Below are 13,646 nucleotides of genomic sequence, written 5' to 3' on the forward strand. Positions count from 1 at the left end.
GTTCATCCGTCAGGAGTTACACCATGTTCAAACCAACACCGAATCCGCCGGACACCGACCCCGCATCCCCCTACGATTCCCTCAACTCCAAAAAACTCCACGAAGCCGCCGAGCGCGCGCTCGATCACTATCTCCTTCCCGCTAGCCACATCATGGCCAGCACCAACGAGCCCGAACGCATGTACTTTGCCAACCCGAAGTACGACTCGGAATCCCTGCTGGCCAATGCCAGCGAAACGCTGGGTTCCGCCTCGGAAATGCTCAATAACTTCGCCGCGACGCTCGAACCCTCACAGCGCAAGACCGCGCTGGGCATTGCGCAGGTGGTGATGTTAGGGGAGTTGGCGGTGAATCAGGCGTTGGATCAGGTCGAAATCAAGCCGTAAACCCTTCGCGCCTCTGTGGCCTGCAGCCACTGCTCGCCGCAGAGGGGCGACCGCCAGAATTCGCATTTTCAGCCCCGTTTTACACCAGTAGCGATGTGCCACAAATTATGATGGCAATGCGTCATCACGCCGCTCAAAAAGTTCAACGATTATACAAAAATATAAAGTTGTACAAGTTTTCGCAAAATTAATAGCATCCCTCCAAGACACCTTTGCTGAAACGATAAATCCAGCGTGCAGACGCTCTGTTTGCGACGTAACGGGTTTGTCTGCCGGTGCTCGCGTCGGGTTGTTTTCGACGCTTCAACAGCATCGGCATTTGCATTTCAGGGACAGCTGGAGCGTCCCGTATTACGCCTTGGATGACGACCCCCGAATGTCTGGACGGTGACTGTGGTTACCGGAGATCAATTTTTTGTGCCTGGCGTTTCGCGTCAGGGCGTTTGAGGCCGAATATGGCAGTAGCATCGAATTTCCTGGGTGACATCAAGGTTTCCCGCAAGCTGGGAACCGGTTTCGGCATTCTTCTGTTGGCTGTTTTGGCGGTTGCCTTCATTGGCTATAACAGCAACAGCGTGCTGGTTGATCGTTTGAGTACGACGCGTCTGATCGGCACGTTGAATGACGCTACGCAAGAGATGCGTTTGTCCGAGAAACAGTACGAAGCCGCGGCTGATGCAGCGTTCGCCGAGTCCTATACCGCGCAGTTGAATGTTTTGCAGGGCCTTGTGAACAAGGCGCTGGACACCTTGACCCGCGCTGAGAACCAGCAAGCCCTGAAGGCTTTGCAAACCACGATTGTTGCCTACGATCAGAAGGTCAAGCGGCTGATCGCTGCCGATCAGTCGACCACGGATGCCCTGAAACCGCTGACGGCGCTGTCGGACAAGTACGCGCAAACTTTTGCCGGCATGCTTGAAGGCACCACGACCAGTGCGCTGGCGTCTGCCGATGGCGAACGCGTTCGGGAGCTGCGCACGGTGGCCGATTTGCGCAATGGCATGACCACGTTTCGCCTGATGTTGCGCCGTTACATTGCGGTGCCCAACGACGTGAACAAAAAACTGCTGATGGAAACCATCGATAGCTTCTTGAGTGATATCACCAAGGCGCGCACCAGCCTGCCGACGGCGCTGTCGGGCCAACTGGAGGAAGCGCACACCGGCATGCGGCGTTATCGCGACGTATTGGTGGAAGTGGCCGGGCTGTTTGAGCAGAAGCAGACCATGCGCGAGCAGGTCGACCAGGAAAGCAAGGCGATGGACAACATCATGGACGGGCTGATGGACACCCAGCAGCGCCTGGCGCGTGAAGATCAGCATTCAGCCTTTATCCAGATGGCCGTATTGACCGTGTTGGCGCTGGTGATCGGGCTGTTTGCTTCGGTGGTCATCTCGCGTCAGATCACCGCGCCGCTGGCGCTGACGGTTGAACTGGCTCGGCGTATTGCCAAGGGCGACCTGACGGTACAGGCCAAATCAAACCGCAAAGACGAGTTGGGTGATCTGCAAAATGCAATGCAGGACATGGCGCAGAACCTGAACACGCTGGTGCAAGGTATCGGCAATGGCGTCACGCATATCTCCACTTCTGCGGAAAAACTCTCGGCCATGAGCGAGCAGACCAGCGCGGGTGTGCGTCAGCAAAAAAGCGAGGTCGATCAAGTCGCCACGGCGATGCACGAAATGGCTTCGACGGTGCAGGAAGTTGCGCGTAACACCACCGATGCTTCCGCTGCCGCGACCCTGGCCGATCAGCAGGCGCGCCATGGCAGTACGGTGGTGAAGCAGGCGACGGTACAGATCAGCGAGCTCGCTGTAGCCATTGAAGAGTTGGGCGGTGCGATGAACGTGCTGACTCAGGACAGCGAGCAGATCGGCAAAGTGATCGATGTGATCAAAGCCGTTGCCGAGCAGACCAATCTGCTGGCGTTGAACGCCGCGATTGAAGCGGCGCGGGCGGGTGAGCAGGGGCGTGGTTTTGCTGTGGTGGCAGACGAAGTGCGCTCGCTGGCGCAGCGCACGCAGGATTCGACCAAGGAAATCGAAGCGCTGATCGTCACCCTGCAACAAGGCACGCAAGCGGCGGCGACGCTGATGGCGTCCAGCCGCGAGCGCACCCTCGATACGGTGGTGTTGGCGCAGAAAGCCGACTTGGCGATTACCGAGATCAACCAGTCCATCGGTACGATTCAGGAAATGAGCCTGCAGATCTCGGCCGCCGCCGAGCAGCAAAGTGCCGTGGCCGACGAAATCAATCGCAGCATTGTCAGTGTGCGTGATGTGGCTGACCAGTCGGCTGTCGCCAGCGAAGAAAGTGCGGCAGCGACAATTGAGCTGGCGTCACTGGGGCAGGACCTGCAGCGAATGACCGCGCATTTCCGCACCTGATCATTTCAACGTAGAGCACGCGGCGTCTTCAAATACCCAGGCGCCGTCGGGCTTCAGTTATTGCCTTGTTTGCAGATAACCAAGGCAAGCACTGTTTTATTTATCGCCATGGAAGGTTGCAACCCGTTATCAGGGGTGTCATGACCGACTTTCCAAAATCATTCGCGTCTCCCGGGGGCTGCCAGGGCTGTAAGAACAAAGGCGTGCCGGACATGGATTTCGCCTTCGCTTTTCAACCCATTGTGGATCTGCGCGATAAAACGACGTTTGCCCATGAAGCCCTGGTTCGAGGGGTGAATGGTGAGGGCGCCTTTTCCGTGCTGGAGCAGGTGGACGATCACAACCGTTATCGATTCGATCAACTGTGTCGAGTGCGGGCGATTTCCACGGCGACCGAGTTAGGGATGAGCCAGTACCTGTCGATCAACTTTCTGCCGAATGCCGTGTACCGGCCGGAAGTGTGCATTCGCAGCACGCTTGAAGCGGCGCGCACTTACGGCTTTCCGCTGGAACGGCTGATCTTCGAAGCCGTGGAAGGCGAGCACGTTGAAAGCAACAAGCATTTGATGAACATCTTGCGTGAGTATCGTGAGTTCGGTTTCAAGACGGCGATTGATGACTTTGGCGCAGGCTATTCCGGCCTTAACTTGTTGGCGGATTTCCAGCCGGACTTGATCAAGCTGGATATGGCGCTGATCCGCAATATTCACCGCGACCGGGTGCGCCAGACCATCGTGCGTAACGTGGTGAACATGTGTAGAGAGTTGGCCGTTGAGGTGATCGCCGAGGGCATAGAAGATGCCGAGGAAAGAGACTTTCTTGCCGATTGCGGCATTTATCTGATGCAGGGGTACTGGTTCGCCAGGCCTGCTTTCAAATCATTGGCGCAGATCCCGACGAGTGCGTGGCTGGAGAGATAATCCCGTCCGCGCACGTGTGCAAAACGTTGAGCGCATTCACCCAAACAACACCCTCCGCTTGCTCATTCTTGATCATCCCGGACATTTGCTGCCGAAGGTTGCCGTGCAATGACGCTGTTCGGGCGCGGGTGGGTTGACCAGCATTCGTTGTCTCTCCGGCGACTGTCAGTCGCCGGAGAGGCGTAACGCCAATACGTTGAAGTTTGGTGGCAACAGTCTCAAGCAGCACAGCTCCGGGATGTTGCATGACGGTTGAGGATTACTGCGCGGCGGGTACGGCTATCCATTCGCTCAGGGTTTGCTGATATTTGCCGGTGACTTTGTTCAGATGCAGCCACTGATCGACATACAGTTTCCAGCTGATGTCATCGCGCGGCAGCAAGTAAGCCTTTTCGCCGTACTGCATGTACTGATGCGGATTGACCGCGCACAAACCCGGTTTGAGTTTCTGCTGATACAGCGCTTCCGAGGCGTCGGTGATCATCACGTCGGCCTTGTTGTCGAGCAGTTGCTGGAAGATCGTCACGTTGTCGTGCAGGGCCAGTTGCGCCTTGGGCAGGAAGGCGTGAACAAAGGCTTCGTTGGTGCCGCCGGCGGGTTCGACCAGGCGCACGTCGGGCTGGTTGATTTGCTCGACAGTCTGGTACTTGCTGACATCGGCGCAGCGCACCAGCGGGATCTTGCCATCGGTGTCGAGGGTGTTGCTGAAGTAGGCTTTTTTCTGTCGCTCCAGCGTCACCGAAATACCACCCATGCCGATGTCGCACTTGCCGGCCTGCATGTCCGGCATCAGGGTTTTCCAGGTGGTTTGCACCCATTGCACTTTGACGCCGAGGCTGTCGGCCAGCGAGCGGGCCATGGTGATGTCGATGCCTTCGAAGTCGCCGTCGGGGCGTTTGAAGGTGTAAGGCTTGTAGTCGCCGGTGGTGCAGACGCGCAGTTCGCCTTGTTGCTGGATGCTGTCGAGGTGTGTAGGAGCGTGCTCTGCGTGAGCGCCGGCGGCCAAGGTCAGCAGGCCGCAGAAGATCATCGTGCTTTTTAGAGTTGTCATTGCGAATGGGCTTCTGAAAAGGAAGGTGGCCCAGTGTAGTAAAAGGCTTTGCCGGGTGTCATCCCGCGTCCGGACTCAACATGCCGAGCCACGCCACCAAGGCCACGATCAGCAATGCAATGCCCAGTTCTACTGCGACGCTTCGTCTGAGTGCCTGCGCCGCGACGACATGCTGTCCATCGCACAACGCTTGTGCCAATGCCGGACCAAGATGAAAGCGGTTCAACGCCGCCAGCACCAACATCCCGGCAAACAGTAAAACCTTGATCGCGAGCAACATTCCGTAAGTGCCGAGCAGCACGTCGTCCAGCCTCGGGCCGACGATGAGCAGATAGTTCACCACGCCGGTAATCGACAGCGTCAGCACAATCACCGCGCCGACCCATTCAAAGCGCTTGACCGAAATAGCCAGCAGGCCAATGCGCGTCTCATCCCTGGCACCGCGCGCCATCAACATCAGCGCCAGCATCGCGCCCAGCCATGCCCCCGCCGCGAGCAGGTGCAGAATGTCGCTGAGAAAATGCCAGAAACGCAGCGCTCCCTCGTCCATCGCCCCGTGCCCGCTCCAGGCCAGAGAGGCGAGGGCGATTGCGCCGGCAATCGCTGTAAGCGGCAAAACCGGCAGAATCACCACGATGATCAATGCTGTCATCCGCACTGCCCACGCCAGCCCGACATCTGTTTCCAGCACCATCATTTGCACATGCGGCCACAGCGCCGCGAGCGCGGTTTCGCCGCTCATGGAGCGGGTCATCAACACCAATCCTGCCACTGACAACAACGCCCCGATCAATGCCATCCCGCGGAGCATCGGCCGAAACCGCAGCAGGGTCTCAGCGCTGTACAGCACAAACAACGCCAGCCCGAACAACAGCAGCAAATCCACATACAACGCAAACCGCAGGATGATATTGATCAGCTCAACCATCGCTCACTTCACTTTGAACGTGACGTTGCCAGTGATCGGGTGGGTGTCGCTGGACACTGCGCGCCATTCAACCTGGTAAGTGCCGGCGGGCAACGGCGAGAGCGGGGTGATCAGCATGCTTTTCGGGTCGCTGCCGGCGCTGACTTTGGCTTTCATCGGCATCGGTGAATGGGCCATGCCGGGCATTTCGGTCATCACCAGTTTGGCGCCGGAGAAGCGGGTCATCAGGTTCTCCGAAAAGTGCAGTTCGATCTTGCCGGGCGCAGCGCCCTCGGCTCCTTCGGCCGGGCTCGACGACAGCAGTTTCGGGTGAGCCTGGGCGAGGCTGCTCAAGAGCAAGCCGCTAGCGAGTACAAGGGGGATTCTCAAAGTGCGCATGCAAGACCTCCGGGTTGTTTTCTAATGGGATTCAGAACCACATCCGCACACCGAGGACGAGTCGCGCTTCGCTGCGATCCTCGCCCTCATCGCGTGCGAAATCAGCGGTCTTGCCGTAGGTGCGGTTCCAGGTCACGCCGATGTACGGCGCAAACTCGCGGCGGATTTCATAGCGCAGACGCAGGCCGGCTTCGGTGTTGGACAGCCCGGAACCGATACCCCGTTGCGCATCGTTTTTGCCGTAGATGTTGAGTTCAGCGGTGGGCTGCAGGATCAGGCGATTGGTCAGCAGGATGTCGTAGTCGCCCTCCAATCGCAGCGCGCTCTGGCCGCCTTCGCCGACAAACGCCGTGGCCTCGGCTTCGAAGTTGTACAGCGCCATGCCCTGCAAGCCGAAGGCGGCCCAACTCTGCGGTGCGCCGGGTTTGAAGTCCTGGCGCACGCCGCTGACCACCTCCCACCACGGCGAAATTGCGTGGCCCCACAGCGCCTGAATCTCGGCGTCTTCGGTTTTGCCGTTGCTGCGTTCACCTTCGGAGCGCAGCCACAGACGGTCGATGTCGCCACCGATCCAGCCGGACAGATCCCACGCCAGCGCGCTGCCGTCGTCGGCGTCCTGCCATTCGAGTTTGTCGGCGAGGAAGTACGTGTTGATCGCGCGGTCGTGCACCTGATGACTGCCGGGGCTGGTGAACACGGCGGCGCGGTCGGCGTCGGTCAGCGGCGGGATCGGCGTGCGACTGTCGGTCGGCGCGGCGGGTTGCATCATGCCGTCGTCCATGCTTTGCATTGCAGAGTGGTCCATGCCGGACATCTGGCTGTGATCCATCCCCTGCATGTCGCTGGCGGCCATCGCCGAACTGCCAATCAGCAGCACGGATAACGCAGTGAATCGAGTCATGAGGGGCCCCTTCATTCTTCCACCCGCACTTCGCGGAACATGCCCATTTCCATGTGATAAAGCAGATGGCAGTGATAGGCCCAGCGGCCAAGTGCGTCAGCCGTCACGCGGTAGGTGCGGCGGGTGCCGGGCGGCATGTCGATGGTGTGTTTGCGCACCTGGAAGTCGCCGTTTTCGTCTTCCAGATCGCTCCACATGCCGTGCAGGTGAATGGGGTGGGTCATCATCGTGTCGTTGACCAGCACCAGGCGGATGCGCTCGCCGTACTTCAGGCGCAAGGGCTCGGCGTCGGAGAATTTGATGCCGTTGAACGACCAGGCGAATTTTTCCATGTGCCCGGTCAGGTGCAGTTCGATTGTGCGGCTCGGGTCGCGGCCATCCGGGTCTTCGAAGGTGCTGCGCAGGTCGGCGTAGGTCAGCACGCGGCGCCCGTTATTGCGCAGACCGAGGCCGGGGTCGTTGAGTTTTGGCGCGGTAGTCATGGCTTGCATGTCCACCAGCGGGTTGTCTTTTTCGCTGTCGGGATGGGATTGCATCGGCCCCATCGTCGAGTGGTCCATGGCGCTCATGTCCATCGAACCGTGATCCATGCCGCCCATGCCCATGTCGTCCATGCTCACCAGCGGGCGCGGGTCCAGCGCAGGCACCGCGGCCGAGAGTCCCGCGCGAGTGGCGAGGGTGCCACGAGCATAACCGGTGCGATCCATCGCCTGTGCGAACAGGGTATGGACCTCGGCGTCCGGTTCGACGATCACGTCGTAAGTCTCGGCCACCGCGATGCGCAGTTCATCGACGCTGACCGGTTTGACATGTAAACCGTCCGCCGCAACCACGGTCATTTTCAGCCCCGGAATGCGCACGTCGAAGTAGGTCATGGCTGAGCCGTTGATCAGGCGCAGCCGCAGTTTTTCACCGGGACGGAACAGTCCGGTCCAGTTGCTATCCGGCGCGTGGCCGTTCATCAGGAAGGTGTACGTGGCGCCACTGACGTCGGCGATGTCGGTGGGGTTCATGTTCATTTCTGCCCACATCTTGCGGTCGGCAACGGTCGCTCCCCAGCCTTTTTCGCTGACGTCGTTGATGAAATCGCCCACGGTTCGCTTGTGGAAGTTGTAGTAGTCGGATTGTTTTTTCAGAGTCTTCATCAGGCTGGCCGGGTTTTCGTCGGTCCAGTCGCTGAGCATCACCACCAAGTCTCGGTCGTAGTGGAACGGCTCGGGTTCCAGGGCGTCGATCACCAACGGGCCGTAGACACCGGCCTGTTCCTGCAAGCCGGAATGGCTGTGATACCAGTAGGTGCCGTGCTGCCGAACTTTGAATTGGTAGACGTACACCCCGCCCGGTTCGATGCCGTGGAAACTCAGGCCCGGTACGCCGTCCATGTTCGCCGGCAGCAGAATGCCGTGCCAATGGATCGAGGTGCTGTCCTTGAGGCGGTTGCGCACCCGCAGCGTCACGGTGTCGCCTTCGCGCCAGCGCAGCAGCGGGCCTGGCAGGCTGCCGTTGATGGTCATGGCCGTGCGCGGACTGCCGGTGAAGTTGACCGGGGTTTCACCGATGAACAACTCGAAGTCGCTGCCGCTCAGTTCATTCACTTGACCGGGCGCGTCCAGCGCCCAGACCGGCATGCGCCACAGGCTGAGGCCGCCGAGCAGGCTGCCGGCGGCGAAACCTTTGACGAAGGTGCGTCGTGATGGGTTGGAAGGCATGTGCTGGAAGTCCCCGTTTGACTCATGAGGGGAGACTAACCAGCGCCAGCTTTCAGTTGGCTGAGGCGCAGATTACAGTTTTGACAGTTTGCCCGGCTGCGCTACAGGCCGAGGCCTTCCTGCACCGCCAGCAACAGATTGTTTTCCGTCAGCGCGATGGCGTCCAGTTGCTGTCCGGTTTCAATCGACTGCATCCACCAATGGCTCTCCCCGTGTTCATCCACGGTGCGCAGCAGATAGGTGTCGGTGGCGGACGGGTTGATCTGTACCCGGCCGGCGCCATCCTCGGTAAACCGTGCGATGGGGTCAAATGTCAGGGTCTGATGATTGGCTTCGATCACCAGTTGGTCGATGGCGTAATCATGACTTTCGCCGTCGGGCGAGGTTTCGCAAACGTGGGTCGGATTGCGGCGGATTTTCAGGCCGACTTCGGTGACCGGTTGCAGCCACGCTTCGATGCGGTGGTACAGGTCGTAGACCTGCGCCGGCCAGCAATCGATCTCCAGCGCCGCGTCAGCGTGGGTGTGCCGGGTTTGCTTGAGTTTGGCGGCGAGTTCGTCTGCTTTACTCATTTCGGTTCCCTTGGTTTGATGTCTGCCTGTTAATCGTAGACCGTTCAGCGGTGTACAGCCTTGCCTTGCGTCATGCGCCTGCAACACAAGCGTGTCGAAATCAGCGCTGGCCAAGTCTGGTCAGGATCGGAAACCACGGACGCAGGCGTCCCAAGGAGCGGGTAGATGAAAAAGCTGTTTACAATTTTGGCGGTGATCGCCCTGACGGCCGGTAGCATCGGTTTGAGTTCGGCGCGCCAATCGCAGTCGAGCAAGGTCCAGGCGGAATCGGTGGCGGGGGTGTTCGATTACTACCTGCTGACGCTGTCCTGGTCGCCGACGTTCTGCCTGACCCATAAAGAGGATGTGCAGTGTTCCGGCAAGGGTTACGGTTTTGTGCTGCACGGTTTGTGGCCGCAATACGCCAAGGGCGGCTGGCCGGAATCCTGCCCGCCACTGACCACGCTCTCGGCGGCGGAGACCAGCAAAGGCCTGACACTGTTCCCGACCAAAAAACTGCTCGATCATGAATGGTCCAAGCACGGCACCTGCAGCGGCCTCGGCGCAATGGGCTATCTGGATGAGGCGGACAAAGCCGTTGCGGCGGTAAAAATTCCGGAGCCACTGCAGCCGTTCAGCCGCTCGTACTACTTCGAAGCGCAGGAAATCGCCGACCTGTTCCGCAAAGCCAATCCGGGCATTCCGGCAGACGGCATCGCAGTCATTTGCAGCGGCCCGGAGCTGTCGGAAGTGCGCGTGTGCATGGGCAAGGATCTGCAGTTCGGTGCATGTGGCAAGGGTGTGAAGACCCAGTGCCGGGCGGGGGATATTCGAGTGCCGCCGGCGCGGTGATGTGAACGGTTTCTGCGGTTACAGAACAGGCGCCTTGATCGGGCGCCTTTTTTTGCCTGGAGGTTTGAAGCAACCGGCGAATTCACGCATGCTTGCGCCCCCAAAAGGATGACCCACCAGCATTGCAAGGAGCAGTTCATGAGCGGAAAACCCGCTGCCCGCGTCACCGATCCAACCGCCTGCCCGCTGCCGGGGCATGGTACCAATCCCATTGTCAGTGGCTCCCCGAATGTAAATTTCGACGGTCTGGCGGCTGCGCGAATGACAGACAAATCGGCTTGCGGTAGCCCGATTACCGGCGCTGTTGCATCGACAGTGTTCATCAATGGCTTGAACGCCGCGACGCTGGACAGCACCGGTGGGCACGGCAATGTCGTCATCGGCGGTTCAGGCACGGTCATCATCGGGGACACCGTGACATCGGCTCCCTTCAGTGGTTTGCTGCCGATGCCGGTGCATTTCACTGACAAGTTGAAACTGGTCAATGACGTGACCGGTGAGCCCATGCCTGATCACCCTTACGTTATTCAGCGCGCGGACGGGCGTCTGGAGCATGGAGTCTCCGACGCTAACGGGTTCACCCACGAAGTCAGCTCGCACCTGCCTGAAACCATCAAGTTGTTTCTGGAGGCGTGAGGCATGGCGGCTGAAACGGTAACGTGCGCGAAGGGCAACAATTACAAGCTTCACAAGGAACATGCGCTGACGGACAAGAAGGATGTCAGTGACAAGGCTGTGCCGGTGGAGAGTACCAAGGCGGTTGTGGTTTTCGTCGGAGGGGCGGGAGATAAGGAGCGTTATTATTTTTCGGGGCCTTATGGAAACATCCAAGAGGCCCGCAAGGACTTTGATGAGCGCACGAAAAACCTGGCAAAGGAGGGTAAATACAAGTCTGACTGGCTGGGTTACAACCAAGTCAGAGGGAAACAGGACATTCAGCGGCATGTCCTTGGTCTCATTCCCTACAAGAGCTGTCCTGTCTATATCGTCGGTCACAGTCTCGGCGGGTGGAACGGTGCTCACCTTACAAGAATCATGTCGGAATGGGGTTACCGGATTCAGATGCTGATTACCCTTGATCCCGTGGGGGAAGGTGCTTTGGTCTGGTTAGGTTCGGATATTTATCGCGAACGCCCTGATCCTGTAACGGCGGACTGGATCAACATCAAAGCGATGCCGACCCAAAGAGACTCATCCGATGGGGTCGCTGATTTTGGTGAGAAGTGGCTTATCTCCTGCGGCCCTTCATTGAACGTCAATGTAGACACGAATCACGCAAATGCATTGGGCTTGTTTACTGCCCGTATCGCCGGAAGCAAGTCGGCGGGCGATATTCTTTTTGACGCAATCATGAAGGAGTTTCCATGATGTACAGGCTACTTCTTTGCGGTCTGCTCGCTATGTGTTCGGGGTGTGCGAAGGACCACGCAAAGCCTCCCGCAAACCTGAGCTTCAAGTCTGTGGAAAAAGAAAAGTCGCTGCTATACGTCATCCGCTATCGGTCGGATGTTGATGTACTGGACCTTTTTGATCGCGGAGAACGAGTCGGGATGATTTCAGGCATGCTTCATTGCGCCTTGGCGGATGATCATGATTTTTCCGTGGGCAAGGCCATTCGGTTTTCCGCATTCGGCTTGGTCAGATCGGAAAAAAATGAAGATAACAAGGCAGGATTTTCCTATCTTACTCGCGCATTCCTTAGTGAAACCTCCAGCGACCGAAGTACGGAGCGAGACTTGTCAGCACCAGAACTCAACCACCTCCTCGCCAACAAACAACAAATCCCCTGCAAAGTCGTCGTCACCGCCTACGGCTACAAACCCTACTACTCGAACACCATGAACATTCCCGTCGCGGATCTGCTGCGGGAAATCAACAAACCCGAATGACGAAAGCGGGGGGAATTCAGGCAAATCCCCCCGCATCCACTCCCAGCTCACCACGCAAAAACTCTACCAATCCACGCTGCAACCCGCTCAACACACCCTCACGACTGACCAACGCCAACTCCGTCGGCGCCAGTTCCGGCAAATCCGTACACACCTGATGCTGCGGTAACACCGCCGACACCGGCAACACCGAAACTCCGAGGCCTGACGCCACCGCCGCTTGAATGCCGGTGAGGCTGTGGCTGCCAAACGCCACTCGCCATGGCCGTTGCGCAACGTCGAGCAAACGAATCGCCCGCTGTCGGTACAGGCAGCCCTGCGGAAACAGCGCCAGCGGCAGCACGCCACAGGACGAATCAAACTCGGCACTTTTCACCCACACCAGCCGCTCCGCCCAGGTGGCCCACGCCGGGCCGCTGTCGGGTTCACGTTTGATCAGGGCGATGTCGATGTCGCCAGCATCGAGGCGCTGGCGCAGGTCGAGGCTCATGCCGCTGATGGTTTCCAGGCGCGCTTGCGGGTGGCTGCGGGTAAAACCGGCGAGGATCAGCGCCATGCGCCGGGCGTCGAAGTCTTCGGGCATGCCGATGCGCAGGATTTCCAGGTCGAGGTCGCTGGCCAATGCTTCGCTGGCTTCGGCGGACAACGCCAGCAATCGGCGGGCGTAGTGGATCAGCAGTTCGCCGTGCTCGGTGACGGCAACGTTGAGCCCGGTGCGATCGCGCAGCAACAGGGCATGACCGACCGTGTCTTCAAGTTTGCGCACCTGTTGGCTGACCGTCGATTGAGTACGGTGCACGCGCTCGGCGGCGCGGGTGAAGCTGCCTTCATCGACCACGCAGACGAAGGTTTTCAGCAATTCCAGATCCAGCATGGCGGTATTCTCGATAGTGGCTTGGCAACTGACGGTCGGCTATTTATTTAATTTCACACTATCACCGGGCACTCATAAGCTGAAGTCCTCACTACGGAGGAACCGACCGATGACACTCACTTACACGCCGCGTCCGCTATGGCTGACGTTCGATTGCTACGGTACGTTGATCCAATGGGATGAAGGGTTGACAGCTGTGGCTGGCGAAATCCTCAGCGAGAAGGGCGAGCATCGGATCGATGTCGGCCTGCTGATCGAAGTTTACGACCGTCACGAGCATCGCCTCGAACAAACCCCACCGCATCGTTCCTTTCGCGAGCTGAGTGCCCTCGGCTTGCAGCTGGCGCTGCAGGAACTGGATTTGCCGAGCCTGCCTGAGGACAGTCAGCGCCTCGCCGCCGCGATCCCGAAAATGCCGCCGTTTCCCGAGGTCATCGAAACCCTCGCACAGCTCAAGGCGATGGGCTTCAAACTGTGCATCGTCTCCAACACCGATGACGACATCATCGCCGGCAATGTCGCGCAACTGGGTGGCCACATCGACCGGGTGATTACCGCGCAACAGGCCGGAGCCTACAAGCCGGCGCCACGCCTGTTCGACTACGCTCATGAGCAATTGGGCGTCAGCCGCGCTGAGGTCGTGCACATCTGCGCCAGCCCGATGCTCGACCACACGGCGGCGCGGGACATGGGGTTTCGCTGCGTGTGGATCGACCGTGGCACGGGTCGCCAGTTGTTGCCGAACTATCGCCCTGATGCGGTCGTCAACAGCCTCGATCAAGTCTTGCCACTGTTCAAATCCCTTGGCTGGTAATTC

The 13,646-nt window shown here is 59.0% G+C and carries 15 protein-coding genes and 1 pseudogene; 9 read left to right on the forward strand and 7 right to left on the reverse strand.

Going from position 1 to position 13,646, the window contains the following annotated elements; all coding sequences use genetic code 11:
- Positions 1 to 23 precede the first annotated feature (23 nt).
- From AACY19_RS13840 to rimA, 4 genes and pseudogenes are all read left to right on the forward strand, one after another.
- Positions 24 to 386 carry a DUF6124 family protein gene (locus tag AACY19_RS13840; protein ID WP_339451005.1) on the forward strand — a complete coding sequence of 121 codons (363 nt, stop codon included), beginning with the start codon at positions 24 to 26 and terminating at the stop codon, positions 384 to 386.
- Between the two features lie 455 nt (positions 387 to 841).
- Positions 842 to 1,918 (forward strand): annotated as a pseudogene (locus AACY19_RS27925) (methyl-accepting chemotaxis protein); the annotation flags it as partial.
- 78 nt (positions 1,919 to 1,996) lie between these two features.
- Positions 1,997 to 2,776, forward strand: a complete 780-nt coding sequence (locus AACY19_RS27930) for a methyl-accepting chemotaxis protein (RefSeq protein WP_445262308.1) — start codon at positions 1,997 to 1,999, stop codon at positions 2,774 to 2,776.
- A 140-nt stretch (positions 2,777 to 2,916) separates the two neighbouring features.
- Positions 2,917 to 3,696 (forward strand): S6 modification regulatory phosphodiesterase RimA, encoded by a 780-nt coding sequence (rimA, locus tag AACY19_RS13850; protein ID WP_339451374.1) that lies wholly within the window; start codon positions 2,917 to 2,919, stop codon positions 3,694 to 3,696.
- Positions 3,697 to 3,955: 259 nt separating this feature from the next.
- Here rimA and AACY19_RS13855 read toward each other — a convergent pair whose 3' ends face one another.
- From AACY19_RS13855 to AACY19_RS13880, 6 genes are all read right to left on the reverse strand, one after another.
- Positions 3,956 to 4,747, reverse strand: coding sequence for a transporter substrate-binding domain-containing protein (locus AACY19_RS13855; RefSeq protein WP_339451009.1), 792 nt, complete (start codon positions 4,745 to 4,747; stop codon positions 3,956 to 3,958).
- A gap of 58 nt (positions 4,748 to 4,805) precedes the next feature.
- A complete protein-coding gene (gene copD, locus AACY19_RS13860; protein ID WP_339451011.1) occupies positions 4,806 to 5,675 on the reverse strand; it encodes a copper homeostasis membrane protein CopD in 870 nt (289 codons plus the stop codon).
- A gap of 3 nt (positions 5,676 to 5,678) precedes the next feature.
- Entirely contained in the window at positions 5,679 to 6,053 is a 375-nt protein-coding gene (copC, locus tag AACY19_RS13865; protein WP_339451013.1) for a copper homeostasis periplasmic binding protein CopC, read from the reverse strand.
- 31 nt (positions 6,054 to 6,084) lie between these two features.
- The gene (locus AACY19_RS13870; RefSeq protein ID WP_339451015.1) at positions 6,085 to 6,954 is read right to left on the reverse strand and encodes a copper resistance protein B; all 870 of its coding nucleotides are present in this window, start codon (positions 6,952 to 6,954) and stop codon (positions 6,085 to 6,087) included.
- Between the two features lie 11 nt (positions 6,955 to 6,965).
- Positions 6,966 to 8,663 (reverse strand): copper resistance system multicopper oxidase, encoded by a 1,698-nt coding sequence (locus tag AACY19_RS13875; protein WP_339451017.1) that lies wholly within the window; start codon positions 8,661 to 8,663, stop codon positions 6,966 to 6,968.
- Between the two features lie 101 nt (positions 8,664 to 8,764).
- Positions 8,765 to 9,235 (reverse strand): hypothetical protein, encoded by a 471-nt coding sequence (locus AACY19_RS13880; RefSeq protein WP_007915553.1) that lies wholly within the window; start codon positions 9,233 to 9,235, stop codon positions 8,765 to 8,767.
- Positions 9,236 to 9,400: 165 nt separating this feature from the next.
- On the opposite strand from AACY19_RS13880, the gene AACY19_RS13885 reads away from it, so the two are divergent.
- From AACY19_RS13885 to AACY19_RS13900, 4 genes are all read left to right on the forward strand, one after another.
- The gene (locus AACY19_RS13885) at positions 9,401 to 10,066 is read left to right on the forward strand and encodes a ribonuclease T2 (protein ID WP_339451019.1); all 666 of its coding nucleotides are present in this window, start codon (positions 9,401 to 9,403) and stop codon (positions 10,064 to 10,066) included.
- Positions 10,067 to 10,204: 138 nt separating this feature from the next.
- Positions 10,205 to 10,702, forward strand: coding sequence for a PAAR domain-containing protein (locus AACY19_RS13890; protein ID WP_339451021.1), 498 nt, complete (start codon positions 10,205 to 10,207; stop codon positions 10,700 to 10,702).
- Positions 10,703 to 10,705: 3 nt separating this feature from the next.
- Positions 10,706 to 11,434 carry an alpha/beta hydrolase gene (locus AACY19_RS13895; RefSeq protein WP_339451023.1) on the forward strand — a complete coding sequence of 243 codons (729 nt, stop codon included), beginning with the start codon at positions 10,706 to 10,708 and terminating at the stop codon, positions 11,432 to 11,434.
- Positions 11,431 to 11,955, forward strand: a complete 525-nt coding sequence (locus AACY19_RS13900; protein ID WP_339451025.1) for a hypothetical protein — start codon at positions 11,431 to 11,433, stop codon at positions 11,953 to 11,955. Before AACY19_RS13895 ends, AACY19_RS13900 begins: the two co-directional genes overlap by 4 nt.
- Before the next feature lie 16 nt (positions 11,956 to 11,971).
- Here AACY19_RS13900 and AACY19_RS13905 read toward each other — a convergent pair whose 3' ends face one another.
- Complete coding sequence (locus AACY19_RS13905; RefSeq protein ID WP_339451027.1) at positions 11,972 to 12,829, reverse strand: LysR family transcriptional regulator; 858 nt, start codon at positions 12,827 to 12,829, stop codon at positions 11,972 to 11,974.
- A gap of 109 nt (positions 12,830 to 12,938) precedes the next feature.
- On the opposite strand from AACY19_RS13905, the gene AACY19_RS13910 reads away from it, so the two are divergent.
- Positions 12,939 to 13,643, forward strand: coding sequence for a haloacid dehalogenase type II (locus AACY19_RS13910; RefSeq protein ID WP_339451029.1), 705 nt, complete (start codon positions 12,939 to 12,941; stop codon positions 13,641 to 13,643).
- Positions 13,644 to 13,646 lie beyond the last annotated feature (3 nt).

This window comes from Pseudomonas sp. EA_5y_Pfl2_R50 (assembly GCF_963970475.1).
Taxonomy (GTDB): domain Bacteria; phylum Pseudomonadota; class Gammaproteobacteria; order Pseudomonadales; family Pseudomonadaceae; genus Aquipseudomonas.

What these genes read in the sequence shown, in the direction of transcription:
- AACY19_RS13840 (WP_339451005.1), top strand. Translation starts at nt 24, where the DNA reads ATGTTCAAACCAACACCGAATCCGCCGGACACCGACCCCGCATCCCCC.
- AACY19_RS27930 (WP_445262308.1), top strand. Translation starts at nt 1,997, where the DNA reads ATGAGCGAGCAGACCAGCGCGGGTGTGCGTCAGCAAAAAAGCGAGGTC.
- rimA (WP_339451374.1), top strand. Translation starts at nt 2,917, where the DNA reads ATGACCGACTTTCCAAAATCATTCGCGTCTCCCGGGGGCTGCCAGGGC.
- AACY19_RS13855 (WP_339451009.1), bottom strand. Translation starts at nt 4,747, where the DNA reads ATGACAACTCTAAAAAGCACGATGATCTTCTGCGGCCTGCTGACCTTG.
- copD (WP_339451011.1), bottom strand. Translation starts at nt 5,675, where the DNA reads ATGGTTGAGCTGATCAATATCATCCTGCGGTTTGCGTTGTATGTGGAT.
- copC (WP_339451013.1), bottom strand. Translation starts at nt 6,053, where the DNA reads ATGCGCACTTTGAGAATCCCCCTTGTACTCGCTAGCGGCTTGCTCTTG.
- AACY19_RS13870 (WP_339451015.1), bottom strand. Translation starts at nt 6,954, where the DNA reads ATGACTCGATTCACTGCGTTATCCGTGCTGCTGATTGGCAGTTCGGCG.
- AACY19_RS13875 (WP_339451017.1), bottom strand. Translation starts at nt 8,663, where the DNA reads ATGCCTTCCAACCCATCACGACGCACCTTCGTCAAAGGTTTCGCCGCC.
- AACY19_RS13880 (WP_007915553.1), bottom strand. Translation starts at nt 9,235, where the DNA reads ATGAGTAAAGCAGACGAACTCGCCGCCAAACTCAAGCAAACCCGGCAC.
- AACY19_RS13885 (WP_339451019.1), top strand. Translation starts at nt 9,401, where the DNA reads ATGAAAAAGCTGTTTACAATTTTGGCGGTGATCGCCCTGACGGCCGGT.
- AACY19_RS13890 (WP_339451021.1), top strand. Translation starts at nt 10,205, where the DNA reads ATGAGCGGAAAACCCGCTGCCCGCGTCACCGATCCAACCGCCTGCCCG.
- AACY19_RS13895 (WP_339451023.1), top strand. Translation starts at nt 10,706, where the DNA reads ATGGCGGCTGAAACGGTAACGTGCGCGAAGGGCAACAATTACAAGCTT.
- AACY19_RS13900 (WP_339451025.1), top strand. Translation starts at nt 11,431, where the DNA reads ATGATGTACAGGCTACTTCTTTGCGGTCTGCTCGCTATGTGTTCGGGG.
- AACY19_RS13905 (WP_339451027.1), bottom strand. Translation starts at nt 12,829, where the DNA reads ATGCTGGATCTGGAATTGCTGAAAACCTTCGTCTGCGTGGTCGATGAA.
- AACY19_RS13910 (WP_339451029.1), top strand. Translation starts at nt 12,939, where the DNA reads ATGACACTCACTTACACGCCGCGTCCGCTATGGCTGACGTTCGATTGC.